The organism is Halomonas sp. 113 (genome assembly GCF_904067645.1).
GTDB lineage: Bacteria > Pseudomonadota > Gammaproteobacteria > Pseudomonadales > Halomonadaceae > Vreelandella > Vreelandella titanicae.
Genome location: NZ_LR881453.1, coordinates 2882265 through 2908832 on the forward strand (window position 1 = coordinate 2882265; position 26568 = coordinate 2908832).

At 55.4% G+C, this 26568-nt stretch carries 24 protein-coding genes; 14 read left to right on the top strand and 10 right to left on the bottom strand.

Going from position 1 to position 26568, the window contains the following annotated elements; genetic code table 11:
• Positions 1 to 9 precede the first annotated feature (9 nt).
• From YERSI8AC_RS13600 to mpl, 3 genes are read right to left on the bottom strand one after another with little or no spacing between them, the layout of a single operon-like run.
• Complete coding sequence (locus YERSI8AC_RS13600; protein ID WP_027957547.1) at positions 10 to 633, bottom strand: LysE family translocator; 624 nt, start codon at positions 631 to 633, stop codon at positions 10 to 12.
• 3 nt (positions 634 to 636) lie between these two features.
• Positions 637 to 1281 carry a flavin prenyltransferase UbiX gene (locus YERSI8AC_RS13605; RefSeq protein ID WP_159176886.1) on the bottom strand — a complete coding sequence of 215 codons (645 nt, stop codon included), beginning with the start codon at positions 1279 to 1281 and terminating at the stop codon, positions 637 to 639.
• Positions 1278 to 2672: a UDP-N-acetylmuramate:L-alanyl-gamma-D-glutamyl-meso-diaminopimelate ligase gene (gene mpl, locus YERSI8AC_RS13610; protein ID WP_159176887.1), complete on the bottom strand. Its 1395-nt coding sequence runs from the start codon at positions 2670 to 2672 to the stop codon at positions 1278 to 1280. Before mpl ends, YERSI8AC_RS13605 begins: the two co-directional genes overlap by 4 nt.
• A gap of 255 nt (positions 2673 to 2927) precedes the next feature.
• On the opposite strand from mpl, the gene YERSI8AC_RS13615 reads away from it, so the two are divergent.
• Entirely contained in the window at positions 2928 to 3314 is a 387-nt protein-coding gene (locus YERSI8AC_RS13615; protein ID WP_022523151.1) for a glutaredoxin family protein, read from the top strand.
• Between the two features lie 67 nt (positions 3315 to 3381).
• On the opposite strand, the gene YERSI8AC_RS13620 is transcribed toward YERSI8AC_RS13615, so the two are convergent.
• Entirely contained in the window at positions 3382 to 3927 is a 546-nt protein-coding gene (locus YERSI8AC_RS13620) for a hypothetical protein (RefSeq protein WP_159176888.1), read from the bottom strand.
• 297 nt (positions 3928 to 4224) lie between these two features.
• On the opposite strand from YERSI8AC_RS13620, the gene YERSI8AC_RS13625 reads away from it, so the two are divergent.
• The 7 genes from YERSI8AC_RS13625 (at position 4225) to pepQ (ending at position 12404) form a co-directional block, all read left to right on the top strand.
• A complete protein-coding gene (locus YERSI8AC_RS13625; protein ID WP_039859107.1) occupies positions 4225 to 5805 on the top strand; it encodes an ABC transporter substrate-binding protein in 1581 nt (526 codons plus the stop codon).
• A 199-nt stretch (positions 5806 to 6004) separates the two neighbouring features.
• Entirely contained in the window at positions 6005 to 7054 is a 1050-nt protein-coding gene (locus YERSI8AC_RS13630; protein ID WP_039859109.1) for an ABC transporter permease, read from the top strand.
• Positions 7051 to 8007 carry an ABC transporter permease gene (locus tag YERSI8AC_RS13635; protein ID WP_159176889.1) on the top strand — a complete coding sequence of 319 codons (957 nt, stop codon included), beginning with the start codon at positions 7051 to 7053 and terminating at the stop codon, positions 8005 to 8007. The genes YERSI8AC_RS13630 and YERSI8AC_RS13635 overlap by 4 nt, the downstream gene beginning before the upstream one ends.
• Positions 8008 to 8014: 7 nt before the next feature.
• Positions 8015 to 9031 carry an ABC transporter ATP-binding protein gene (locus YERSI8AC_RS13640; RefSeq protein WP_009287009.1) on the top strand — a complete coding sequence of 339 codons (1017 nt, stop codon included), beginning with the start codon at positions 8015 to 8017 and terminating at the stop codon, positions 9029 to 9031.
• The gene (locus tag YERSI8AC_RS13645) at positions 9028 to 10101 is read left to right on the top strand and encodes an ABC transporter ATP-binding protein (protein WP_027957554.1); all 1074 of its coding nucleotides are present in this window, start codon (positions 9028 to 9030) and stop codon (positions 10099 to 10101) included. The genes YERSI8AC_RS13640 and YERSI8AC_RS13645 overlap by 4 nt, the downstream gene beginning before the upstream one ends.
• A 49-nt stretch (positions 10102 to 10150) precedes the next feature.
• Positions 10151 to 11062 carry a LysR family transcriptional regulator gene (locus tag YERSI8AC_RS13650; RefSeq protein WP_009287010.1) on the top strand — a complete coding sequence of 304 codons (912 nt, stop codon included), beginning with the start codon at positions 10151 to 10153 and terminating at the stop codon, positions 11060 to 11062.
• Positions 11063 to 11105: 43 nt separating this feature from the next.
• A complete protein-coding gene (gene pepQ / locus YERSI8AC_RS13655; protein WP_027957555.1) occupies positions 11106 to 12404 on the top strand; it encodes a Xaa-Pro dipeptidase in 1299 nt (432 codons plus the stop codon).
• Positions 12405 to 12546: 142 nt separating this feature from the next.
• Here the strand turns inward: pepQ and YERSI8AC_RS13660 are convergent, their stop codons facing one another.
• From YERSI8AC_RS13660 to YERSI8AC_RS13670, 3 genes are all read right to left on the bottom strand, one after another.
• On the bottom strand, positions 12547 to 13143 hold the full coding sequence (locus YERSI8AC_RS13660; protein WP_027957556.1) for an OmpW/AlkL family protein: 597 nt from the start codon (positions 13141 to 13143) through the stop codon (positions 12547 to 12549).
• A gap of 528 nt (positions 13144 to 13671) precedes the next feature.
• Positions 13672 to 14742, bottom strand: coding sequence for a 2,3-butanediol dehydrogenase (locus YERSI8AC_RS13665; protein WP_278371250.1), 1071 nt, complete (start codon positions 14740 to 14742; stop codon positions 13672 to 13674).
• Between the two features lie 15 nt (positions 14743 to 14757).
• Positions 14758 to 16572 (bottom strand): NAD(P)/FAD-dependent oxidoreductase, encoded by a 1815-nt coding sequence (locus YERSI8AC_RS13670; protein ID WP_159176890.1) that lies wholly within the window; start codon positions 16570 to 16572, stop codon positions 14758 to 14760.
• 288 nt (positions 16573 to 16860) lie between these two features.
• Here YERSI8AC_RS13670 and YERSI8AC_RS13675 point away from each other — a divergent pair, with 288 nt between their 5' ends.
• The 3 genes from YERSI8AC_RS13675 to YERSI8AC_RS13685 all read left to right on the top strand — a co-directional run bounded on the left by YERSI8AC_RS13675 (position 16861) and on the right by YERSI8AC_RS13685 (position 21077).
• On the top strand, positions 16861 to 18843 hold the full coding sequence (locus YERSI8AC_RS13675) for a sigma-54-dependent Fis family transcriptional regulator (protein WP_159176891.1): 1983 nt from the start codon (positions 16861 to 16863) through the stop codon (positions 18841 to 18843).
• 194 nt (positions 18844 to 19037) lie between these two features.
• Positions 19038 to 19892, top strand: a complete 855-nt coding sequence (locus YERSI8AC_RS13680; protein ID WP_159176892.1) for an AAA family ATPase — start codon at positions 19038 to 19040, stop codon at positions 19890 to 19892.
• 3 nt (positions 19893 to 19895) lie between these two features.
• Entirely contained in the window at positions 19896 to 21077 is a 1182-nt protein-coding gene (locus YERSI8AC_RS13685; RefSeq protein ID WP_159176893.1) for a vWA domain-containing protein, read from the top strand.
• Between the two features lie 5 nt (positions 21078 to 21082).
• Here YERSI8AC_RS13685 and YERSI8AC_RS13690 read toward each other — a convergent pair whose 3' ends face one another.
• Both YERSI8AC_RS13690 and YERSI8AC_RS13695 read right to left on the bottom strand, forming a co-directional pair.
• Positions 21083 to 21616 (bottom strand): cytochrome b, encoded by a 534-nt coding sequence (locus YERSI8AC_RS13690; protein WP_022523135.1) that lies wholly within the window; start codon positions 21614 to 21616, stop codon positions 21083 to 21085.
• 125 nt (positions 21617 to 21741) lie between these two features.
• A complete protein-coding gene (locus YERSI8AC_RS13695; protein WP_022523134.1) occupies positions 21742 to 22305 on the bottom strand; it encodes a hypothetical protein in 564 nt (187 codons plus the stop codon).
• Positions 22306 to 22475: 170 nt separating this feature from the next.
• Here YERSI8AC_RS13695 and YERSI8AC_RS13700 point away from each other — a divergent pair, with 170 nt between their 5' ends.
• Positions 22476 to 22874: a RidA family protein gene (locus YERSI8AC_RS13700; RefSeq protein ID WP_022523133.1), complete on the top strand. Its 399-nt coding sequence runs from the start codon at positions 22476 to 22478 to the stop codon at positions 22872 to 22874.
• On the opposite strand, the gene YERSI8AC_RS13705 is transcribed toward YERSI8AC_RS13700, so the two are convergent.
• Positions 22834 to 24300 carry a cobyric acid synthase gene (locus tag YERSI8AC_RS13705; RefSeq protein WP_022523132.1) on the bottom strand — a complete coding sequence of 489 codons (1467 nt, stop codon included), beginning with the start codon at positions 24298 to 24300 and terminating at the stop codon, positions 22834 to 22836. The two genes, YERSI8AC_RS13700 and YERSI8AC_RS13705, sit on opposite strands and share 41 nt — an antisense overlap.
• Positions 24301 to 24502: 202 nt before the next feature.
• On the opposite strand from YERSI8AC_RS13705, the gene YERSI8AC_RS13710 reads away from it, so the two are divergent.
• Together YERSI8AC_RS13710 and YERSI8AC_RS13715 are read left to right on the top strand one after the other, a co-directional pair.
• Positions 24503 to 25525 (top strand): substrate-binding domain-containing protein, encoded by a 1023-nt coding sequence (locus YERSI8AC_RS13710; RefSeq protein WP_159176894.1) that lies wholly within the window; start codon positions 24503 to 24505, stop codon positions 25523 to 25525.
• 11 nt (positions 25526 to 25536) lie between these two features.
• Positions 25537 to 26568, top strand: coding sequence for an ABC transporter substrate-binding protein (locus tag YERSI8AC_RS13715; RefSeq protein WP_022523130.1), 1032 nt, complete (start codon positions 25537 to 25539; stop codon positions 26566 to 26568).

The following is a 26568-nucleotide window of genomic DNA, read 5'->3' on the forward strand; positions in this document are numbered from 1 at the left end:
GACACCGCTTTACCCCAAGGCAAGCCACAGGCCTACCCCAATCATCAGTGTTCCGGCGATGCGATTCAGGAGCCGGACATTGCCGCTTTTACCGAGCACATTGCGTAGCGTTTTGCCGCCGGTGGCATAGACCAGCATGCTGACAAACTCAATGGTCAAAATGACCGCTATCAGCAGGCTGAGCTGCCCCGGCAGTGGGCGACTACTATCCAAAAAAGGCGGCAGCAGCACCATAAAAAATGCCCACCCTTTCGGGTTTGCCACCGCGGTAACAAACCCTTGCATGGCTAACTGCAGGGGGCTAGCGGGTGGGCCCGCATCAAGCTCGCTGGGAATCGCCATGCGCCCACGGGAACGCCACATCATAATACCCAAATAACCCAGGTAAGCGCCGCCCACCCACTTAAACAGCACAAACAGCTCTGGCTGACGCAGCATTAACGCCGCCACGCCTGCGCCAGCGGCCGCCGCCACCAAGCCCACGCCGAGCAACTCGCCAATCATCATCCACAGCGTGCGTTTGACGCCTTGGGTCATGCCCAGCACCATGGCGAGGGTCATGCACATACCTGGGGTTAGCGAGACAAACAGAAACGTTGGCACAAAAACCGACAGCGTGGCCCACGACATCATAGATCACTCATCCTTATCTCCGACCTCTCCCCAGCGAGGCACCAGCGAATGCTCGATTCCCAACTGGTTGAGAATACGCGCGACAATAAAATCAATCAGATCATCAATGCTTTGCGGGCAGTGATAAAACCCAGGAGCCGCCGGCAAAATGACCACTCCCAAGCGACTCAATGCCAACATGTGCTCCAAGTGAATCGGTGAAAATGGGCTTTCCCGCGGCACCAGCACCAGCGTTCGGCGCTCTTTAATCGCCACGTCCGCCGCCCGCTCAATCAGGTTATTGCTAGCCCCCGTTGCGACGGCAGAAAGCGTGCCGGTAGAGCACGGGCACACCACCATGGCGGAGGGCGCGCCAGAGCCTGATGCCACCGGCGCCATCCAGTCTTCGCGGCCAAAGCAGCGGATCTGACCAGGCTGTGCCCCACTGCGCTCACTCAGCGCCTCGGCTAAACGCTGGGGCTGGGCGGGTAGTTCAATATCTGTTTCTGTGGCGATGACCATGTGCGCAGCTTTCGAAATCATGACCCACACTTCATGACCTGCGGCGACTAATACATCGATCAGGCGCAAACCGTATTGAGCCCCGGATGCGCCGGTAAGGGCCACGGTAATCGGCTTTTTGAACGAGGCGTCGGTTCTATCTATCACGTGTCCCCCTCCTTAGCGGCGGCTAATGCGGCGAGCAAGCGTTCATGCACGCCCTCAAAGCCACCGTTGGACATCACCACAATGCGATCCAACGGTGACGCTTGAGTGACCACTGCTGCCACCAGCGTATCAATATCGCTAAACAGCTGGGCATGCGCACCTTGCGTGGCAACCAGCTCGTCCATCGACCAGTCGAGCCCGGCGGGCTGAAACCAAAAAACGCCATCAGCGTCAGCCACGCTCTCGAGTAACCGCTCGCGCAGAGCACCTAAACGCATGGTATTGGAGCGCGGCTCGATGACCGCCAGCAGGCGTCCTTTCGTGGTGGCCGCACGTAGACCTTTGAGCGTCGCGGCAATCGCCGTGGGGTGGTGGGCGAAATCATCGATCACCTGAATGCCATTGATTTCGCCGCGCACCTCCTGGCGCCTTTTGGGTGTTTCAAAACGCGCCAGCGCCGCACAGCCACGGGCTAAATCAACCCCACACAAATGCGCCGCCGCCAGCGCTGCCAACGCATTGCGGGCGTTATGCTCGCCGGTTAGCGCCCACTCGACGACCCCGTCTTCATCCAGGCCGGGCTCGCCACCGCTATAAATCACCTGGAAGCGACTGGCGTCGGCGCGCTCTAGCTTAAGCTGCCATTCGCTCGCGGCCTGGTCGCCAAAATGCGCTACCGGCGTCCAAGCGCCCTGGCTCAGCACACGTTCAAGGGCGGGCTGCTCATCAGCAACTAATAAGTGGCCACGACTAGGCACGGTGCGCACCAGGTGATGGAACTGGCGTTCGATGGCTGCCAAGTCGGGGAAGATATCAGCGTGGTCAAACTCAAGATTGTTGAGGATGGCGATATGCGGACGGTAGTGAACAAACTTGGAACGCTTATCGAAGAAAGCCGTGTCGTACTCATCAGCTTCCACCACAAACGGCGCCTGCGGATCACCCAAACGCGCCGACACGCCAAAATTACGCGGCACGCCACCGATTAAAAACCCCGGCGCTAAGCCGGCACTCTCTAAAAGCCAGGCTAATACGCTTGCGGTGGTGGTTTTACCGTGGGTACCTGCCACGGCAATGACGCGTCGGCCGGGCAGCACGTGCTCCGCCAACCACTGCGCACCCGAGGTATACGGCAGGCCGCTATTGAGTAACGCTTCAACCTCTTCATTGCCCCGTGACAAGGCATTGCCCACCACGACAAGATCCGGCACTGGCGACAGATGCTCGGCGTGGTAGCCCTCCATTAAGGTGATGCCCGCATCAACCAACTGGGTGCTCATGGGTGGGTAAACATTCTGATCGGAGCCACTCACCTGGTGCCCCATTTCACGCGCCAGCAGTGCCAGGCTACCCATAAAGGTGCCGCAGATACCCATAATATGCAGATGCATGGCTCTCGCCCCGTTAATCGCCCGTAAACCAATTCACTAAAAGCCAAAAAATGGCGTAAAAATAGCCAAGTAGCCTAGCATGTTGAGGCTATTTGCTCATCTATTCATCGCCATAAACGCTGACAAAGCACCACTCAAGTGACAAATCCCTTTAGTTGTTGCAGGATGCGGCCACTGTTTACTAATGATGACGATCCCTTTCTTCCCATTTGTCACGCTGATGTAAGCCAACATCTCAGCACAGGAGCCTTTTTGATGCGCATTTTAATTCGCTATTTCTTTCGTGGTCTTCGCTTGGTGCTCGCCCCGGTCATGCTGATTTCCGAGAAGCTTTCCACGCCTAAGTCAGTAGAGCGTACGCCTGAAGAACAAGCCAAGGTGGATCAAGCGTGCCAGAACCTTGCGCTGTACCAATTTCGCACCTGCCCTTTCTGCATCAAGGTGCGCAAAGAGATAGCGCGGCTGGGTTTAAACATTGAGGTACGTGATGCTCAACTTGATCCTGCCCATAAGCAGGCGCTCTTGGAAGGGGGTGGCAAAGTCAAAGTGCCCTGCTTGAGAATCACCCACGACGATGGGCGTGAAGAGTGGATGTACGAATCTGACACTATTAATGCCTGGCTGCACCAGCAGTTCGGTTAAGCGCTTTTGATGGACATGGATAGCCACTGAGGTCTTGTCACCAGGTCGGCAAACGTCGACCTGGGCATTAGAACTCTACTTTTTGCGCCTCTACATCGAACGCCACGTCGATCTCAATGCCCTCTTCCTGGCTTGGCGGTTCACCTAGCTCGACTTGCAGTCCCAGCGCCCCCTCAATTTTCCCAGCTACGCGAACCGTTTGGCTGGTACGGTCATAGTGAGTCAGTGTTACTACTACTTCCCCCCCTTCAGAGGTGAACAGCGGCGGGGCAATAGAAGCCCCAATGGAATAAATAACCACTGCATTGATCAACTGCCCTTCGTTCACGGTCAGGCTAATAGAGAGCGCCTCCTCGCCGTCCCACTTCTCATCGTCAACAGAGCCAGCGATATCAATATTGATATCGTCGCCTAGCTCTACGAATGAGGCATTTGAGTCATTACCATGGCGTAAAATAAACCACTCCCGCAACTCATCATCCAACGACCCTGCTATTTCAGGCGCCGCGCGCTCAGAGCCACCTTGAGGAGGACTTTGCCCCACAGGCTCAGTGGCAAAACCAGTGATAGGTAGCCAAACCCCCATCAACGCTATCCCAATTTTTTTCCACATAAGATTTTCCGCCCTATTATGTGTCGCTTTTCGCTTACTACTTTCGTCTTAAAACAAGCCTTCAGCATGCCGCTATTAGCCCCATCATTCAGTAGACGAATGATGCCTGTCATTATTTCGATTGTATGACGCGATAGGCACTCTCTATGTTGTAAGCCTAGGTTGTGCGCTTGTGTTGTAAATAGGCTTAACAACTGACCGTGTCTGTTTTGCCGACGCTTTCCTGGCGGGAAGGGTGCTTCTAGCCAAGAAAACGGCGGTAAAACGAAAAATAAACAATGATTTAAGGGAACGATGATGACGCTCAAGAAAACCTTACTGGCTTCCGTTATTGGTGCAGTGGTTGCGGGTACGACGTTACTACCGATGACCGCAAGTGCTGAAACGCTGCGTATTGGCTACTCCGCCGACCCTGAAACCCTCGATATCCACGAGCAGCTTTCTGGCGGCGTCTTGCGCTTTTCTCATATGGCATTTGATCCGCTGGTGCGCTGGACAAAAGATTTTGAGTTTGAGCCGCGCTTAGCCACCGAGTGGGAGCAGGTCGACGAAACCACCATGCGCATGACCTTGCGTGAAGGCGTTACCTTCCACTCAGGTAACGAATTCACCGCCAAAGACGTGGTATGGACCATTGAGCGTCTGAAAGAGAGCCCTGACTATCGCGCTATTTTTGAGCCGGTTGCCAGCGCCGAAGCCGTTGATGACTACACCGTTGAAATTGTCACCACCGAACCTTACCCGCTGCTACTCAACCTGGCTACCTACATCTTCCCGATGGATAGCGAGTTCTATAGCGGTGAAACCGAGGGCGGCAACGACAAAGGTGAGATCGTTAAAGCTGGCAACTCCTTTGCTTCGCGCAATGTTTCCGGTACTGGTCCGTTCATGGTGACTGACCGCCGTCAGGGTGTACGGGTAGATTTTGAGCGCTTCGAAGACTACTGGGATACCGAAAGCGAAGGCAATGTCTCTAATATCGTGCTGACACCCATCGCTGAGAACGCCTCACGGGTTGCCGCCCTGCTCTCTGGCGGTGTCGACTTTATTGATGCCGTGCCTCCCAACGATTTGGATCGCGTACGCGAGGCCGACGGCGTTAATCTGGTTGAGGTTGACGGTACGCGTATCATTGGCTTCCAAATGAACGAAGACCGCGTTGAAGCCTTCCAGGATGCCCGCGTTCGCCAAGCGGTTGATCTGGCTATTAACCAGGAAGGCATTGCCGACCGCTTAATGCGCGGCTTCGCGACGCCCGCCGGACAGATATCACCCAAAGGTTACTCCGGTCACAACCCAGACTTAACGCCACGCTACGATATTGAACGCGCCAAAGAGCTAATGGCCGAAGCGGGCTACGCAGACGGCTTCAGCGTTGAAATGATTGCCCCCAACAATCGCTACGTAAACGATGCCCAGATCGCCCAAGCGGTCGCCAATATGCTGGCACAAATCAATATTGACGTTGACCTGCGTACCATGCCCCTGGCGCAGTACTGGCCTGAGTACGATACCCGCCAATCGGATATGGCGATGATCGGCTGGCACGCGGATACCGAAGATACCGCTAACTTCTTCCAGTATCTAACCTTCTGCTTCGATGAAGAGACCGGTGCTGGCCAATACAACTACGGTGGCTACTGCAACGAAGAGATCGACGCACTCGTCACCGAAGCCGATAGTGAAACCGATTTGGAAAAACGCAACGAAATGCTGCGCGAAGCCGAAGCCATGCTCTATGAAGACGTCGGCTATATCACACTGCACTGGCAGAACCTTGCTTACGCGGCCGCTGAAGGGGTTGAGATTGAGCCTGTAGTCAACGCCCTTGACTTCCCCTACCTGGGTGACTTGGTCATTAATCGCAGCGACGATTAAGCGCTCACAGCGCTGATTGATTAAATGCCTAGAAAAGAGTCACTACAGCGTTAACAGCCAACAAGTAAACCGCAAGGATGCTTCGCTCCCTAAGCGTTTAGGGGGCGAAGCCTTTTAGCTGGCAGTTCGCGTCTGTGAGAACTCTGCATAACATGCCCCTACTCCCTTTGATGAACCCCTCATATAGGTGGCGTACGCCATGATTGCCTTTTTAATCAAGCGGCTGATGCACGCGATTTTGGTGATGTTTGTCATCAGCGTGCTGGCCTTCGCCATTCAGGATAACCTGGGTGACCCCATACAGCAGATGGTTGGCCAGTCAGTGCCGGAGAGCGAGCGTGAAGAGATTCGCGAGCGCTTTGGCCTCAATGACCCCTTCCTGGTGCAGTACGCTCGTTTTGCTAAAAACGCCGTTCAAGGCGATTTTGGCTACTCGTACTTTTATCGCGAACCGGCGTTAGAAGTAATTGCTCGCCACTTACCCGCCACCCTGGAGCTGGTATTTGCCGCGACGCTGATTATTGTGCTGCTTTCGGTACCCATTGGGGTATATAGCGCCATCAAACCGCGCTCACCGATTTCACGCCTGTTTATGGGTATATCGATTATCGGTATCTCGATTCCAGTGTTCTTGACCGCGATCGTACTGATTCAAATCTTCGCCATCGGCGTCACTGTCACACTGTTCCCCGAAAGTACCGGCTGGGGCGCATGGCTGAATGACTTCTTCTCCACCGAAGGCAATATGCCCTCCTTCGGCCGTGGTTATGATCTCGTTAACGTGGTGGGCAACTGGGACACCAACCTGGCAACTTGGAACGGTTTACAGCATCTAGTGCTACCGGCGGTTTCACTGGCCTCCATTATGCTACCGCTGTTTATCCGTCTGATTCGCGCCGAAATGATGGAAGTCCTGCAGTCGGAGTACGTCAAGTATGCCCGCGCTAAAGGCATCTCTATGCGCCGGGTGTATTTCGTTCACGCCCTTAAAAACACCATGCTACCAGTGATTACCGTGGGCGGCGTACAGATCGGCACCATGGTGGCCTACACCATTTTGACCGAGACCGTTTTCCAATGGCCCGGCATGGGTTTGATGTTTTTGGATGCGATCAACCGCGCCGATATACCGCTGATTGTGACCTACCTGATGATCGTCGGCGTGATCTTTGTCGTCACTAACACCATCGTGGATCTCATCTACGGCATGGTGAACCCCACCGTTAAACTGACTGGGAAGCCCGCATGAGCACCAACAACAATTCCTCCCCAGCGAGCGCCTCACCCAGCCGCTGGGAACGCCTGCGCGACTCCTATATATGGTACAGCTTCAAGCGTGACCGCACCGCCCAGCTCTGCCTGGCTGTGTTTATCTGCATGGTTATCGCCGCCTTTGCCTCACCGCTGCTGGCGCCCACGAACCCTTACGACCTATCCCAGATAGACATTATGTCATCTGAACTGCCGCCCTTCTGGATTGACGGTGCAGATGAGCGTTACGCGCTAGGTACCGATGCCCAGGGGCGCGACTTATGGTCGATTGTGCTATATGGCACCCGCGTATCGCTGCTGATTGGTTTCGGTGCGGTTATTTTGCAGGCGCTGCTAGGGGTCACCTTCGGTCTAATGGCGGGCTACCTGGGCGGCCGTGTCGATACGATTTTGATGCGCCTGGCAGACATTCAGCTGTCATTCTCGACACTTATGGTCGCTATCGTGGTGGGCGCTTTGGTCAAAGCGACCATGGGTAGCGCCTTCTATAGCCAGTACGCGGTGATGATGCTGATCCTGATTATCGGCCTGGCCGAATGGCCCCAGTATGCCCGTACCGTGCGCGCCTCAGTGTTGGCAGAGAAAAACAAAGAGTACGTTGATGCCGCCCGCGTGATGGGCCTACGCAGCAAACGGATTATGTTCCGCCACGTGCTGCCCAACACCATGTCACCGATATTCGTTATCTCTACCGTGCAGATCGCCAACGCGATTATCTCTGAAGCGGCGCTGTCGTTTCTGGGACTGGGGATGCCAGAGACCCACCCATCGCTTGGCTCACTGATCAAATCGGGCTTTGACTACATCCAGTCCGGCTCCTGGTGGATCACCTTGATCCCGGGTGCAGTTCTGGTGGTACTGGTGCTGTCGATCAATCTACTCGGCGATTGGCTGCGTGATGTCATGAACCCACGACTCTACAAAGGCTGAGGACACCATGGCACTACTTGAAGTCAACAACCTCGATGTACGCTTTGCGCTGCGCCAGGGTGAAGTGCACGCCCTGCGCGATATCTGTTTCAGCCTTGAGCGCGGTGAGCGCCTGGGTATTGTCGGTGAGTCCGGCGCAGGCAAATCGGTTGCCGCGTTTTCGCTGCTCAACTTGATCGCCAAACCGGGCTTTATCGCCGGCGGTACGGTGACGTTTGACGGTCAGGTGCTTAACCGCATGTCTGAGCGTGGCCTGCGTAAAGTACGCGGCAACCGCGTTTCGATGATCTTCCAAGACCCAATGATGACGCTTAATCCGGTGCTCTCCATTGGCGAGCAGATGGTCGAGTGCTTAAAAGCCCACCGGCGCATCTCTTCCAAAGAAGCCCGTGCGATCGCCCTGGACAAACTCCAACAGGTGCAAATCCCTTCGCCGGAAACGCGCCTGGATCAGTACCCTCACGAGCTTTCAGGTGGTATGCGTCAGCGGATTATTATTGCCATTGCGCTGCTCCTCGACCCGGACATTATCATTGCCGACGAGCCTACTACGGCGCTTGATGTGACCATTCAGGCCGAGATCATGGCGCTGCTGCTTGACCTCTGCGAGCAGCACAATGTGGGGCTTATTCTGATCACCCACGACCTGGGCGTGGTCAGCCAGGTCACCCAGCGCATGCTGGTCATGTACGCTGGCCGAGTCATTGAGCAAGGGCCAACACGGGAGATTATCAACGACCCGCAGCACCCTTACACCCAGGGGTTAATCAACGCCCTGCCTCAGATGGCAACGCCGGGTGAAAAGCTCAATCAGATTCGCGGCAGCATGCCGTCACTCTCTAACCTGCCCAGCGGCTGCGCGTTTCATCCGCGCTGCGATTTTATCAATCGTGCCGATGGCCAGCCCCGCCCCGCCTGCACCCAGCAGGTGCCTGAATTTGTCGAATCCGGCAATTGCCGTGTGGCGTGTCATATGGTCGCTGAAATGCTCGAAGATCGCCGTTTGAAAGAGGAAACCTCATGAGTGCGCACGCTGAGGCTATAACGGACAGCCATAATCCTACTCCACGTCAGAACGAACAGAGCGCTGATTCGCTACTGCAGATTCGCGATCTAAAAAAGCGCTTCTCGCTCTCTGGGGATTTTCTCGATCAGCTGCGCTTTAAGGGCGGTAAGCTGGTTCGCCACCAAGAGCACGTTCACGCCATTAATGGTGTGAATCTGGATATCAAACGCGGTGAAGCGCTGTGCGTGGTCGGTGAGTCGGGCTGCGGTAAGTCCACCGTGGCGCGAACTGTCATGGGGCTGCTGACCCCAACAGAGGGTGAGATTCGCTACGACGGCAACCGCATCGATAACTTAAGCTCGCGCCAACTGCTGCCGTATCGCAAGCGGATGCAGATGATCTTCCAGAACCCTTATGCGTCGCTCAACCCGCGCATGACTATTCAGCAAACCCTGGAAGAACCGCTACGCCTGCACCACCCTGATTGGAAGCGGCCGCAAATTCTCGACAAGGTAGAGGAAGTGATGCGCTCAGTGGGCATCGACCCGGACTGGGGCAAACGCTTTGGCCACGAGTTCTCCGGCGGCCAGCGGCAGCGTATTGCCATTGCCCGCGCCCTGGCCGTTGACCCTGAGTTCATCGTTGCCGACGAGCCTATCTCCGCACTGGACGTCTCGATTCAAGCCCAGGTGCTCAACCTGCTGATGGAAGCCCAGCAAGAGCGCAATCTGACCTACCTGTTCATTACCCACGACCTCGCCGTCGTGGAGCACTTTGGCACCCGCGTGGCGGTGATGTACTTAGGCACGGTGTGTGAAGTTGCCACCACCGCGACGCTGTTCGATAAGCCGCGCCACCCCTATACCCAGGCGCTGCTCTCGGCCATTCCACGCTTGAAGGATGACCGGCCCCAGCATATTCGTCTCACCGGCGAAGTGCCGACCCCGGTTAACCTGCCTAGCGGCTGCGTGTTTCATGGCCGCTGCCCCCATGCCAATGCGCGCTGTAAGCAAGAGATCCCCTTGCTGCAAACACAGGATGACGGAACCCGAGTGGCGTGCCACGCTGTTGAGGAGGGACGCCTATGAAGCGGGCGTCGTATTCGACACAGCGACCCCAGGCGCTGAGAGGTAGAGCATGGAAATTCGCTGGCTAGAAGATTTTATCGCCCTGGCCAGAACGCGGCACTTCTCACGCGCAGCAGATGATCAAAACGTTACGCAACCCACCTTCTCCCGGCGGATTAAACTGCTTGAGGAGGAGATGGGCGTAACGCTGATTAATCGTCAAACGCTGCCGCTCTCACTCACCCCGGCCGGGGAGGAGTTTTTGACCCTGTGCGAACAGGTGACCGACCGGGTGCGGCTGACCCGTGACCGGGTGCGCGAAATTAACGCTGGCCAGCAGCGGCGCATTATGGTCGCAGCACCGCAGAGCCTATTGCCGCATTTTTTACCGGAATGGTTGGCGTCTACGGGGTGGCAAGATCGCGTACAGCCGTATTTGCGGGCGACCGGCTGGGTGGCCAATGACTACTTTCAAGCCTTAGCGCGTGCCGAGTGCGACCTGGCTATCTGTTACTGGCCAATTGGGCGCTGCGACCTGGAGATCGACACCAGCGCCTGCAATTATCGTGTGATTGGGCATGAACGGCTGATTCCAGTGACTGGGTTAAACCCAGAGGGAGAACCTCACGCACTGCTGCCTGGCTCGCGCCATCAACCGCTGCCTTGGCTTGCCTACCCCAAGCGTGGGTTGTTGGGGTCTGCGGTTAAAGCACACCTAGCCAGGCTCCCCCAAACCACCTATTTAACTGCACAGAGTGAAAATCTCTACGCGGCCGGTATTAAAGAGCTGGTGCTACTTGGCTACGGCATGAGTTGGCTGCCTGAACGCAACGTCGCGGCAGAGCTTGCTCAAGGCACGCTGGTAAGAGCGGGCGATAGTCGCTGGGATGTGCCCATGGAGCTACGGCTATACCGTCATCAAAATCATCGCCACGCTGAGCTGGATAGCCTATGGAGCGAACTTGCGCCACCCCGTGTATGACCCCCATTTGAGAAACCTTACTTAAGAGAGGGCACAGCTTTGTATGTCAACCACCCTATTTAACCTGCAACGTGAGCATATAGCGCACCTACAGCGTGCTTATTCGGATATTTTGACCGACCACGGGCTCGATAGCCTGGCAATTTACAGTGGCCATGCCAGCAACCATTTTGCAGATGACCACGCTCCTCCTTTTCAGGCTTACGGGCATTTCATGCACTGGGTGGGTTTAGCCGATGTGCAGCATAGCTGGCTGATTATTCAGCCGGGAGAGCGCCCCCAGCTCTACTTGTATGCACCCGCCGACTTTTGGCACTTGCCCACTCAGCTACCCGATGAGCCCTGGGTAGAGGCGTTTGATATCCACTTATGCAGCGAGAAAATCTCCCCACCGCTTTTGGGAAATGCCGCCGTTATTGGCGATATCGAGCGCCTTCCCATCAGCACCCAGCAGGCGCTAAAAGCTGAACATCACCCTGAACGCATAGTGCATGCCCTTGATGAATTACGGCTGTTTAAGACGCCCTATGAGATCGCCTGTATCCGTGAAGCCAACCGTTTAGCGATAGCGGGCCATCAGGCATCCCAGGCCGCCTTTATCGGCGCCGCCGGTGAGCTGGATATTCAGCTGGCGTACTTAGCAGCGAGTCGCCAGCGCGAGTCAAACGTTCCCTACCAAAATATTATTGGTTTAAATGAGCATGCTGGCGTACTGCATTATCAACACTACGACCTTAATGCACCTAAACAGCGCTATAGCTTGCTAGTGGATGCGGGTCGCCGCTTTCGGGGTTACTGCGCCGATATTACCCGCACATACGCTGGCCCCGATGCCCCCGTCGCGTTTGGCGAACTGGTCACCGCCATGCATGGGCTGAAAGATGAGTTAGTCAAAGGCGTAGCCCCAGGCATTAACTTTTTAGCACTGCACGAGCAGATGCATCACCACCTGGGTGAAATATTGGTGGCTAATGATCTGTTTAAAGGCACCGCAGAACAAGCGGTTGCCGAGGGCGTTACGCGGGTATTCTGCCCTCATGGACTGGGCCACTCGCTGGGCCTTCAAGTGCATGATGTGGCCGGGTTACGCCACCCGGATGGCACTCCCGCCCCTGCGCCAGAGCAGCACCCAGCGCTACGGCTGACGCGCACGCTGCGCCCTGGCATGGTCGTTACCATTGAACCTGGGCTCTATTTTATCACCATGCTGCTCGACCCGCTGCGCAACACCTCACTGCCCATTAACTGGCCGTTGGTCGACCAACTCTCATCCTGTGGCGGTATTCGTATCGAAGATAACGTAGCAGTGACAGAGAGCGGCTTTGATAACTTAACACCATAAGCCCTCTGTAACGTCTTGCTAATCGGCACTCTACAACGCACTACGCCCGGCTCAAGGCCGGGCGTAGTGATATTTCAGAAGACTTAGCAAAACTAAAACCCAGGCAAAGCTAAAATCCAGTAAAGCTAATGTCTAGTAAAACTTAGAAGCGGTAAGTAACACCACCGCCAATGGTGACGGGTTCGATGTCAACTTCACCACCGACGTTGATATCTGCGTTCACGTCAGCGTAGCTTGCGTAACCGTTGAGCATAATATTATCAGTCACGGCCAGATCAACCCCTACTTGGCCGATCGCGCCGTAGCTTTCATCAACATTCACACCACTCGGCTCACCAGAGAAGCGTGTGTAGTTAAGGCCAGCACCAACGTAAGGCTGTACACGTGAATCCAGGCCACCCATCGGGTAGTAATTCACGAGTAGATTAACAGGTAGACGATCAACACTACCCACATCGCCTAAGGCAGAGGTGTTCAGATCGTGCTCGAACTTCTCAGAGCTGTTGAGTTCAACGCCAACCTTATCAGTAAACAGATAACCAGCACCAAAGGTGAAGCCGCGAGCGCTCTGCACGTTCAGTGAATCACCATTCAGATTGCCATTACCTGACCCCGTATCCGTTTGGGCAACACCACCACGAACGAATACATCGCCAGCGTTATAAGCGAGAGCCGCCTGGCTTGCCAGTGCGAAACCGGCAGTGATTACAGCAGCAGAAATCAGTTTCATATTACTCATAAGGGTCATCCTCTATGCAGCGCGCAGTTCCTTGCGCTTGGGGATTGCGGTACTTGCTATCCAACTTACCTGTACAGGGTATAGTATACGAACACTGTTTCCAAATTGCTTGTAAAATATTGTTATAAGAAACTGCACCCTGATAGTTTTTCCTATGCGTAAAGTTCTGGCATAAAACTCAGGCATAAAATCCGGGCACAAAAAAAAAGTCCCCCGAAGGGGACCAGGTGGAGCACGCCAGCTCACTCGGTTTGTTGCTACCAGCCGGTAGCAACGTGGATGAAGAAGGAAAAGAAGCCAGATAGTTAATTACGCCTCTCTATTCACTCATCCTTTGCCATATACATTGCGACCTGCGTGCCATTTTTTTAAATATCATTAAAAATCATATAGTTAATAAAAAATCACTTCACTAACATCAACCTCCGACGCACTGCAGCAAACAAAATGCACCAGCATTGCGCACTTTGAGGTCTTTTTGCATCACAAAGCATCATATGCGTTTGTTTACGCTTCGGAATCCTCAGATTAGTGGTTGGGTGTCACGATGATTTTCACTTGAGCTTTGTCGTTTAGAAGCGCCTCAAAGCCCTCCTCCACGATATCCGCCAGTGGAATGCGCTGGGTCACCATGTCCTCGGCGCGGAAGTAGCCCCGCTGCATCAGTGCCATTACCGCTGGGTAAACATGGCGATAGGCAATAATGCCCTTCATGGTGCGCTCTTTGATGACTAGGTCGTTAGGCTGGAAGCTGGCCTCTCCTTCCCAGATACTCACCACCACCACTTCGCCCCCTTCGTGGGTGCTGTGCAACGCCTGATTCAGCACGTCAGGAATGCCGGTGACTTCAAACGCCACGTCTACCCCGCCACCACTCAAGGCTTGTAGCTTCGTAACCGCATCCTCCTGCTGTGGGTCAACCACAATGGCCCCTAACGCTTCGGCTTTGGCTTTCCGTGAAGGCGCGACCTCAACGGCATATATTTGAGCAGCGCCTGCGGCTTTTAGCGCTTCAATGGTCATCAAGCCAATTGGCCCCGCGCCAAAAACTACCGCGCTATCCCCGGCTTTCAGGCAGCTTTGGCGCACCGCATGCAGCGCTACCGCCGCGGGCTCTACCAGTGCACCCTGCTCGAAGCTGAGGTCATCCGGCAGCTTGTGCACCATGTGTTCCCCCATCACGGTGAACTCGGAAAAGCCGCCGCCACCGCCCGAAAGGCCGTGAAAGCCCAGCAAGGGCGTGAGGTTGTAGCGCTCCATCTGATAAGCGCCATCCTTGTTGGGGGAAAGGATCGGCTCAATCGCCACGCGGTCGCCTACCTTCACCCGCGTGACTTTCTCGCCGACCTCTACCACTTCCCCAGCGAACTCATGGCCCATAATGATCGGCGCCTGTTCGCCGCTAATGGGGTGCGGCTTGCCCACCGGAATAAAAATCGGCCCGGCAGCATACTCGTGTAAGTCACTGCCGCAAATACCACAGGCAGCCACTTTCACTTTCACTTCATGGGGGCCGCTGATAGTGGGAACCGAAACTTGCTCAACGCGTAAATCTTTTGCTGCGTACCAAACCGCTGCCTGCATGCTTGACTGACTCATGGGTTACCCTTCCTGTTAAGACGTATGATGAACCGGCTGCAGCCCATAGACAGGCGTTTCCAGTCCCTCCATGCGTGCCTTTAACTGCAGCGCTAAATAGTGTGAGTAGTGCCGCGACTGGTGCAGGTTGCCGCCGTGGAACCACAGCGCCTCTTGCTGGGTGGGTTTCCACATATTACGCAGCTCGCCCTCCCAAGGGCCGGGGTCTTTGGTGGTGTCAGAGCCCAGGCCCCAGCACTTGCCGACTTTATCCGCCACTTCCTGAGAGATAAGCCGCGCCGCCCAGCCATTCATGGAGCCATAACCGGTGGCGTAGACGATCAAATCTGCCTCTAGCTCACTGCCATCGGTAAGTGTGATGGAGTGGGGGTTAATGCGCTCAATGCCCACACCGCTTCGCAACTTGATATCGCCGTTAGCCACCAAGTCGCAGGCGCCTACGTCGATGTAATAACCTGAGCCCCGGCGCAGGTACTTCAAGAACAGCCCGGAGTCATCGTCACCGAAATCGAGCAGAAAGCCCGCGTCTTCCAGCTTCTGATAAAACTCGGCGTCGCGCTGTTTGATTGCCTCAAACGCCGGGCGCTGAAAATTCGGAAGCACCTTGTAGGGGATCGAGGCAAAAATCAGATCAGCCTTGTCGTGGGTTAAGCCATTGGCCACCGCCTCTTCGGAGTAGAGCGGCCCCAGCACTTCCTCCATCAAAGAGTCCGACTTCACAATATGGGTGGATGAACGCTGCAGCATGGTCACATCGGCGTCGTGCTCCCAGAGTGCCGCGGCAATATCGTGAGCGGAATTATTCGACCCCACAATGACGCACTTTTTACCTTGGTAGGCATCCGGCCCTGGGTGCTGGCTAGAGTGCTGCTGTTCGCCTGCGAAGCTCTCTGCGCCCGGAAATGTCGGCACATTGGGCATACCCGACATCCCGGTGGCCATTACCAGCTGTTTCGGGCGTAGCGTGATCTCTTCGCCGTTGCGCTTAACGTTAACCACCCACTCGCCTGCGGCTTCGTCATAACGTGCATTCTGACACTCAGTGGAACTCCAATAATTGAGCTCCATCACTTTTGTGTACATCTCCAGCCAATCGCCCACCTTGTCTTTGGGGGCAAACACCGGCCAGTTTTCAGGGAAAGGAATATAGGGAAGGTGGTCGTACCAGACTGGATCATGCAGGCAGAGGGATTTATAGCGCTTGCGCCAGGAGTCACCGGCTCGCTCGTTGCGCTCTATGATGATGGTCGGCACGTCCATCTGCTTCAGCCGCGCCCCAAGGCCAATCCCACCTTGGCCTCCGCCGATGATTACGCAGTAAGGCTGTTGGGTATAGCCAAGCTCTGCCTCTTCGCGCTCCCGTGACTCTAACCAGGTTTCACGCTGTTTATTGGCCCCGTGCTCAGCTCCTTTTGGGCGGTTGTGGTTACGCGGTTCGGGGTAGTCATGAAGCGACTGCATAGTGGTTAGTAGCGTCCAGCATTTGCCGTCTTTTAGACGCAGGTAACCTTTGCCGCTGGCGACCGCGGTCTCAAAGGTAAACCACGCCTCGCTGATATCGCTGTTCTGGGTAGCTTCGCCTTCTAGCTGCCAGTTCGAAGGACGCACGTTCTCCAGGGTGGCATTGAGCATGGCCTGAATAGCATCTTTGCCCTCACAGGTTTTTAAATTCCAGGTAAAGGTTACAAAGTCGCGCCAGTAGCACTCCTCATTAAATAGCGACAAGACACGCTGAATATCCTGGGCTTGCAGCGCTTTATCAAAATCACTCAGCCACCCTTGGACAGTAGCCGTGGCGGTTTGCTGGGTTTGTGCCGATATCTCTGACATAGCGAGTACTCCATGGTTTGTTATTGTTGAATTGCTGGTGAGACACCCAACTCTAAGCACCCGCCGTGCCAAAACGCATTCAATTTAAATAACTAACTGAAAAATAATATTATTTAATAAAGCGAAGCGGCGATAAGACTTAGTGAGAGGACGTACACCTGTCACACTGTTTACAGCCAGGTGTTACAGGTGTAACGCACGACTAACGGCGTAATAGCGCTGCGTTGACACCCACGCCAGAGCGCATAGGCTGGAAGGACAATAACAAGCCCCACGGTGAACCACGCCATGCCCACTCAATCGTCCCTGCCTGCACGGCTGCAATCAGTGCAGCGCCAGCATATCGAGCATATTTTCCAGCTCGGCGAAGGCCTGGAAGTTCCGCAGCTACCGGCCCAGCAAACCATTCGACGCTCCTGGCTGCGCTGCCTAAACGAGTACCAACTCGATCCCACCCAGCCACGCCCAGCCCGGGTGGTGCCTCAACAAATCCTGATCGAGCACCGGGAATCCGTGGATGAACTACTGCACGTGGCAAGAGCCGGGGTTGACCAGCTTTATCAGCAAATTGCTCAACTAGGCTACGTGCTACTGCTCACCGACCACCGTGGGATAACCGTTGAGTTTCGTGGCGATCCCAACCAAGACCAGCAACTGCGCAAAGCAGGCCTGTACCTCGGAGCCGACTGGGACGAACGCTTTGCGGGTACCTGTGCCGTAGGCACCTGCCTGCATGACCGCCAAGCGATTATTTGCCACCGCCAGGAGCACTTCGACGCCTCGCATATTTCGCTTACCTGCACCGCAGCGCCTATCGCTGACCCGCAGGGCAACGTCATGGCCGTGCTGGATATCTCCGCGCTGCAATCGCCTACCCAGCATGAGAGTCAAAATTTTAGTCTCTCGCTGGTAACGCTCTACGCGCGCATGATTGAGGACGCCTATTTTCTCCAGCGCTACCGTGACTGCCTGATGGTGCGGCTGGATACCTCGCGAGAGTTCGTGCATGTAAACGGGCGCGGACTCATCGCCATTGAAGAGAACGGGCAAGTGATTGCTGCCAACGCAGTGGGTCGTGATCTGATAAGTGAACACCAGCGCCGTTGGCCACCCTGGTCAGCCCATCACACCCCAATGCTGGGGGAGCTATTCGAGTGCGAGATCGCCGATGTACTCAGCATTAATAGCGCCACCGACGATCAACTGCGTGCTTTTCGCGCCAGGGTCGATAACACGATCTACTTTATTAGCCTGCTGGAGCCACGCCGCCCTCGACCTGCTCAGCAAGCACAACCCCTCGCCTCCAGCCTGCCGGAACCACTGGTACGCCTCGGCGCCGACGACCCCGCCATGCGCAAAGTGCAGAAACTGGCTGAACGGTTGCGCAACGAAGCCAGCGTCAATGTGCTGATTAGCGGAGAAACCGGCACCGGCAAAGAGGTCGTTGCCCGTGCTCTGCATGACAGCGGCAACCGATCTAAAGGCCCCTTTATCGCAGTAAACTGTGCCGCCATTCCCGAAGCGCTGATCGAAAGCGAGCTGTTTGGTTACGAGCCCGGCGCCTTTACCGGCGGGCGCGCCAAAGGCATGCGCGGGCTGATTCCCCAAGCCCACGGCGGCACACTGTTTTTAGATGAAATCGGCGATATGCCGCTGGCCCTGCAAACCCGCCTACTGCGCGTACTGGCCGAGCGAGAAGTGATGCCTCTTGGGGCCAATAAGCCTGAAAAGGTTGATATTCGGGTGATTACCGCCACTCATCGCAATATCGATTCGATGATCCAGCAGGGTGAGTTCCGCGAAGACCTCTATTACCGCCTTAACGGGGCTCAACTGCGCCTGCCCGCGCTACGCGACCGCGCCGATAAGCTCTACGTTATCCGCCGCGTATTTGATGACATCATTCAGGAGCGAGCCTCCAGCCAATCACCGCGCCTGCGGGCCGATGCCATTAGCGCCCTACTAGCTTACGCCTGGCCCGGTAATATCCGTCAGCTAAAGAATGCGCTGGCCTTTGCACTGGCCACCTCAGAAAACGAAGAAATCACCGTTCATGACTTACCTGAGCAGTGCCTAAGCCAGCGCATCACGCGACAGGCAACTCCCCTGCCTGCAGACGCTGGTAGCGACAGCGATCACACACTGCTGGAAATGCTCAAGGAGCAGCACTGGAACATTAGCGCCGTTGCTCGCGCGCTGGGGGTTTCGCGGCCCACGGTCTACCGGCAAATGCAGCGCCAGGGCATCGTGCCGCCGAATTGGCAGGGGTGATAAAAAGCTACTTCAAAGCTTTTGATTTGGAAATAACTGCAACATATCTTGAGAACACGGTGCGAGGGCCGGTTGAAGCGAGGGTCTTTCGCAAGTCATCACTACCTCTTGGCCTTGAGGGTGACCCTCACGTACACTTGTTTGAATCCGTTTATCCTTTTATAAACCCGCTTTCGACAAGCCGAGGCCCTCCCATGGCGTTTGACTCCACTTCTTCCTATATCGCAACCGATGCGCTTAAGCAGGCGGTGAATGCTGCCGTGGTGCTCGAGCGGCCGCTGTTGATCAAAGGCGAGCCGGGTACCGGCAAAACCCTGCTGGCTGAAGAGCTGGCTGAATCTCTCGATACTCAGTTGATTACCTGGCATATCAAATCCAGCACCAAGGCGGCCCAGGGCTTATACGAGTACGATGCAGTCAGCCGCCTGCGGGATTCCCAGCTAGGCGTTGAAGGCGTGGAAAACGTCGCCAACTACATCAAACCCGGCAAGCTGTGGGAAGCGTTCACCGCCAATCAACGGGTGGTGCTACTGATCGACGAGATCGACAAGGCCGATATCGAGTTCCCCAACGACCTGCTCCAGGAACTCGATCGCATGGAGTTTCACGTTTACGAAACCGGCGAAACCATCCGCGCCGAACAGCGCCCAATTATTGTTATTACCTCGAATAATGAAAAAGAGCTGCCGGATGCATTCCTACGCCGCTGCTTTTTCCACTACATCGAGTTCCCTGACCGCGAGACCATGCAGGCGATTGTCGATGTGCACTTCCCGGATATCGCCCCCCGGCTGGTCAGCGAAGCCCTAGAGGTATTTTTTGAGCTACGTAAAGCGCCAGGCCTCAAGAAAAAGCCTTCCACATCTGAACTAGTCGACTGGCTCAAGCTACTGATGGCTGACAATATTGCTCAAGAGGCGCTCTACAACCGCGATCCGTCCAAAGCACTTCCACCCATGGCCGGCGCCTTGGTCAAAAACGAGCAGGACACCCAACTGCTGGAACGCCTGGCGTTTATGATCCGTCGCCAAAAAGGCACAGGCCGCTAAGCCATGTTTATTGGCCTATTCGAAACACTAAAGCATGCGGGCGTTCCGGTATCGCTACGTGAGCTGCTGGATCTTCACGCCGTGGTGGAACGCGGTGTGGTGTTCGCCGATATGGAAGCCTTCTATCAGGTGGCCCGCACGGTGATGGTCAAAGACGAACGCCACTTTGACCGCTTTGATCGTGCCTTTGCCGCCTGGTTTAAAGGCCTGGAGGACATGGACGCCGCCATTGAAGCGCTGATCCCCGATGACTGGCTACGCCGGGAATTTGAGAAGCAGCTAACGGATGAAGAGAAAGCCAAGATCGAATCCCTGGGCGGCCTCGAAGAACTCATTGAGACGTTCAAAAAACGCCTGGAGGAGCAAAAAGAGCGCCACGCAGGCGGCAATAAATGGATCGGCACCGGCGGCACCAGCCCCTTTGGCGCCTACGGCTACAACCCGGAAGGCATTCGCATTGGTCAGGATGGCTCCCGCCACCGCCGCGCCACCAAGGTCTGGGACGAGCGACGCTTCCGCGATTACGATGATTCTCTGGAATTAGGCACGCGCAATATCAAAATGGCGCTGCGTCGCCTGCGCAAGTTTGCCCGCCAAGGGGCGCTAGATGAGTTTGACGTGGATAGCACTATTCGCGAAACTGCCAAGGACGCCGGGCTACTCAACGTTCAGATGCGCCCGGAGCGCCATAACGCCGTTAAAGTGCTGCTATTTTTGGATGTGGGCGGCTCGATGGATGATCATATTCGCGTCTGCGAAGAACTGTTCTCTGCCGCCCGTTCAGAGTTCAAGCATCTTGAGCACTACTACTTTCATAACTGCCTTTACGAAGGGGTTTGGCGAAACAATATGCGTCGGGGTAACGAGCGGATCCCGACCATGGATGTTTTGCACACCTACGGTGCGGATTACCAGGTCGTGATTGTCGGTGACGCGGCCATGTCGCCCTATGAGGTCACCCACCCCGGCGGTAGCGTAGAGCACTTTAACGACGAAGCGGGCGGCGTGTGGCTGAAGCGTTTATGCGAAACGTTTCCCCGCCTGGCGTGGCTTAACCCGATGCCACCCCGGGCATGGGAGTACACCTACTCTACTCAACTAATCCGCGAGATCATTGATGACCGCATGTACCCCATGACCATGGAGGGTTTGGAAACCGCCATGCGCGAGCTAGCAAAGAAGTAGTCTGATTATCTGGCCATGCGCGTCAGCACGTCGTGGTGAGTCAGCTTGCGATGCAAAATGGCCATCACGATGTGCCCTACGATCAACGCTAACAATGTCCAGCCTAGCTCACCGTGGAGCAAACCGCCCAGATCTGTCATCCAGGTGATTTCCTCGCCTTCAAAACCTGACATCAGCGTAAAGCCAAACACCTCAAGCGAGCGGCCCGAACCGTACTGGCGAATAAGCGCAATCGTCGGAATCACCATCATCAAGCCGTAGAGAACAAGATGGCCCAACTTTGCCATAACGCTCACCGATGGCGGACGGCGCGATGCATTGGCCAACGCCCATATCGCTCTCAGTACGACTAAGGTCAGTAGCAATACACCCACTGGGTAATGGGTTCCCCAGAAGAACTCTTCAAAGGGTGTGTCCGGAAAAAGCCAGTGCGCCGTGGCACTCGTAAACTGCCAAGCAAACAGTAGCGCCATCCCCCAATGCAACAAGCGGCTAATCGCACCGTAACGTTGACTGTTATCCATTATCGGTAATGCCATGCAGCTTCTCCCTTCTTTTAATAAGCTAGTCGTGATGCTTATTTTATCGGGGCAACACGTAAATAACATGGCAACAACGTGCAACTTGGTTGCACAAACTGGAACGCAGCGTTTCCTAAGGGCTATTAAAGCGACTGCGGGAAATCGTTTAAGCCCTTCAAAAATGCCTGTTTGGCCGTTTCAAACGCCTTAGGGTCATGTTTAAAGCGGCGCAGGATAAGCGCTTCATCCAACACTAGGGTAGGCGCTAATTCGCGAATACTCTTGGCAGGGTGGCGAGCGCCCAAGCCAATACGCTTTCCATCCACCCCGCCGAACCAGCGCTTAATGCCACTTTTTTGATAGAACGCTTCTCGTTCGGCGTTATCCACTTCGACCCGTAGCGGCGCTTTCAGAGTAAGCTCGCTGATCAAACGCTGCTGGGCATCTGTCTGGTCAAGTGCGCAGGCGTGGGTCACGGTCATACCCTCGCCTTCTTCGTCCAGCACTAGCAGCGCTAGCGCTTGGGGTTTACCCTGGCCGTCAACGGCAGCAAACAGTCGCGCGGCTTCCTGAGGAAATAACACACTGCAGGTGCCGGTGAACACGACCAGCGGCGTTAGACCAGCCTGTTGCCCGTATACCTCAGCGCATAGTCGCGCCAGACAGGCGTTGCGCTGGGCCTCTGCGTTAACGTGTACGACCTTCATATGAATCATCCTCAGCGACTAAAAAGCCGCAAGCCTAGAGTAATTATCGCCGTTTTGACAGCGCGACATGCCTCACGCGTCCTCTATTCATTTTTACTGATACTGAACACTACTGTTAACAATCTGTCGAAGATAACTGTAAGCGTGAACATCACTTAGAAGGAGCTAGCATGCCCACCTTTATGAATGACCCTACCATGCCCACACCAAGCTTCCCCGGTAGCCACATGGTAGTCGATGATCACTATGTGTTTATTTCAGGACTGACCGTTGGCGATCTCTCTAACGGCCACGCAGTCAAAGGCGACGTTAAAGAAGAGACTCGCCTTGTGATGCGCGCACTATCGCGCATGCTTGAAATGGAAGGCGGCAGCTTAGCGGATATAGTGCGGGTGGATATCCACCTCACGGATCTACACGCTATCCAAGACATGGACACTGTTTACGCGGAGTACTTTGAACCTGGCCGCTACCCTGCCCGCACCTGCACCGAATCCCCTAACCTCTACGGCGGAAGCAGTATTGAAATCACTGTGATGGCGAAGCGCCCGCATCAATCAGCGCAATAACCGCCTCAATATCGATATGGGCTTCCAGCATATCGGCTAAACGGTCAAGCTCACGTTCTCGGTGAGCTTGATAATCGCTCTGCTCTCCATTAACGAGTCCCAACTGCTTCAGTAGGGCTTGGCAGGCCTCCGGGTGGTCAAATAACCCGTGCAGGTAAGTACCGATTATTTGGCCATCCTCACTGACGGCGCCTTCTGGTCGGCCTTCTATGTCAAATAATGGCGCGTTAAGCGCCTGCCCTTCACTTACGCCATTATGAATTTCATATCCGGTGACGGTTACCCCTTCAGCAACGGTCACGCCGCGAACATTGCGTAGCTGTTTGCCTGCCACCATTCGGGTGGTCAGCGGCAACAAGCCCAAGCCCGCCACTTTTACTGGCTTACCCTCCAGACCATCAGGGTCATCCACCCATTCGCCCAGCATTTGAAAGCCACCGCAAATACCTAACACCTTGCCGCCGTAGCGCAGGTGGCGCTGAATGGCGTTATCCCAGCCCTGTTGCTTTAACCACGCCAAATCGCTCGCGGTACTTTTACTACCGGGCAGAATGACCACATCGGCGGCGGGTATCGGCTGGCCGGGCCCCACAAAGGTCAGCGATACCTGTGGGTGCAACCGCAGCGGATCGAAGTCAGTATGGTTACTGATGCGCGGTAGCGCCGGAACGATCACGTTAAGTGTCTGGCTAGCCTTTTCGGCGTGGGTTAAACCAATGCTATCTTCAGCATCGAGTACTAGCCCCTGCAGATAAGGCAGTGTTCCGAATACGGGTTTTCCCGTACGCTCCTCCAACCATTCAAGCCCCGGCTTAAGCAGCGCTATATCACCTCGAAAGCGGTTGATAATAAAGCCTTTGGTACGCGCCTGTTCGCTCTCGCTCAACAGCGCCAACGTACCTACCAATTGGGCGAATACCCCACCGCGGTCAATATCGCCCACCAGTATCACTGGACAGTCAGCCGCTTCGGCAAAGCCCATATTGGCGATATCCCCCTCGCGTAGGTTGATCTCAGCAGGGCTGCCCGCCCCTTCGGCAATAATGACATCAAAGCGGTTTTCCAACGCCTGCCATGCCGCCATCACGCTCTCTTTCGCGGTGCGTTTATAGGCGTGGTAATCCAGCGCATCCATATGGCCATGCACTTTGCCGCGTAAAATCACCTGGGCGCCACGATCGGTTTCCGGCTTTAACAGTACCGGGTTCATATCACTGTGGGACGCTAAATAGCAGGCTTGCGCCTGTAACGCCGTGGAACGGCCAATCTCGCCGCCGTCCTCAGTCACGGCGCTATTCAATGCCATATTCTGGGGTTTAAATGGCGCCACCGATACTCCACGCCTTGCCAGCGCGCGGCAAAGGGCAGCCACCACAGTGCTTTTACCCGCATCCGAGGTGGTGCCTTGAATCATCAGTGTAGCCATAAAGAAGTCTCGTCCAGGTGAACAAGAGCGAGACTTTAGCGGGAGGGGCTAAGCGGTGCAATGTGTTCAATCTCCGCTTAAGCACGCTGCTGCCCTTAATAATCAAAAATACTTTTTATTGCCATCAATTCGTCATACGCCATCTCTAGGCTGACACCTAATAAATGAGATCGATCTCATTGCATTCATAACAGGTATTTCCATGGCAGATTTACTTAGTGTGGCCAAACTCGCAGGAGTCTCTCGGGCAACCGCGGCGCGGGCTTTTTCAAGCCCCGACTTGGTACGCCCCGCTACCCGTGAAAAAGTGTTTAACGCTGCCCAGCAGTTAGCGTTTAGGCCAAATAAAATCGCCCAACAGCTGCGCTCTCAAGCGACACAGATGATTGGCGTGATGGTGCCCAGTCTCGATAACCCCGTATTCGCCGAGCAGCTACAAGCCATGGAAGTGGCCGCCCGCGCGTCTGGCTACTCACTGATCGTTACCACCAGCGAATACTCGCCCAGCCGCGAGGGTGACATTGTTGAGGAGATGCTGCGCCAGCGCGTGGACGGCTTGGTGCTGACCGTGGCTGAAGCGGATAACAGTGCCGTGCTGAACACGCTGCGCTTGGAAACCACCCCGTGCTTACTAGTTTACAACCCGCCAGGGAAAAGTGGTTTTCCCTCTATTGGCGTCGATAACCGCGCTGCCAGCGCTGATGCCACCCGCCATTTAATCACCCTGGGTCATGAGCGCATTGGCATGGTCGCTGGCCCGCTGCTGCAATCAGACCGCGCCCGGCAGCGCTTTGACGGTTACTGCCACGCTATCCGCGAGGCAGGCCTGATCGCACGCCCGTTGGTTGAGATGACCCGCCATACCCAAGCTGACCTGAAAAGCCTAACACCTGCACTGCAAGGGCCAGAGGCTCTCAGCGCGGTGATCTGTACCAATGATCTGCTCGCCATCAGCCTGATGGGCGAATTACAACGCGCAGGTTTTAACGTGCCTGGCGACCTTTCTGTGATGGGCTTTGATGGCATTGCCTTAGGCAAGCACCTCTACCCATCGCTATGCACCATTGAGCAGCCTCGCGCCGACATTGGGCGCACCGCGGTTCACACCTTGTTAGCCATGATTCGGGGAGAAAAATGCACGCCCGCTCCCCTGCCCCACGCATTGCGTAAGGGCGAAAGTGTCGGAATCCCGGCATCCCGCAAGTCCACGTTAAGCACTTTATAGAGGAACTTGGTATGAGTCTTAAACGCATGAACCTTAAGCATCTTTATCAAGCGTTACTGGCCACGGCGGTTATCAGTGCGTCAGGGGTCGCCACTGCCCAGTCAAGCGACAACGCTATCTGCTACAACTGCCCGCCTGAGTGGGCGGACTGGGGCACTCAGTTGCGTTTGATCGAACAGGAGACCGGCATTCGCGTGCCGCAAGACAACAAGAACTCCGGCCAATCCTTAGCCCAATTGGTTGCCGAAGCCAGTAGCCCGGTGGCCGATGTCGTTTACTACGGGGTGACCTTCGGCATTCAAGCCATGGAAGAGGACGTAGTGGCGCCCTACCAGCCCGAACACTGGGATGAGATTCCTGAAGGTCTAAAAGACCCCGAAGGTAACTGGTTTGCCATTCACTCTGGTACCCTCGGTTTTATGGTCAACGTTGACGCCTTGGATGGCGCGCCGGTGCCCACTTCCTGGGAAGATCTGCTCAAGCCCGAGTATCGCGGCATGGTGGGTTACCTTGACCCGGCCAGCGCCTTTGTTGGCTACGTCGGTGCCGTGGCGGTCAACCTAGCCATGGGTGGCGATCTTAATGACTTCACTCCGGCGATCGACTACTTCAATCAGCTAGCCAAAAACGACCCGATTGTGCCCAAGCAAACCAGCTACGCTCGAGTACTTTCTGGTGAGATCCCGATTCTTCTCGATTACGACTTCAACGCTTACCGCGCACGCCATAGCGATGGTGCCAACGTAGAGTTTGTGATTCCCGAGGAGGGCAGCGTGGTAGTGCCCTATGTTATGAGCCTGGTAAAAGATGGCCCTAACCCCGAAAACGGTCAGCAAGTGCTTGATTTCGTGCTCTCTGACCAAGGCCAAGCGGTATGGGCAGATGCTTACCTACGTCCCGTGCGCGCCAGCGCCATTTCCCCCGAAGCACGCGAAGTCTTTCTGCCCGATAGCGAGTATGCCCGCGCCGAGGCACTTGACTACCCCGCCATGGCGGCTGCTCAACGTAGCTTCTCTGAGCGGTATCTGTCGGAGGTTCGTTAA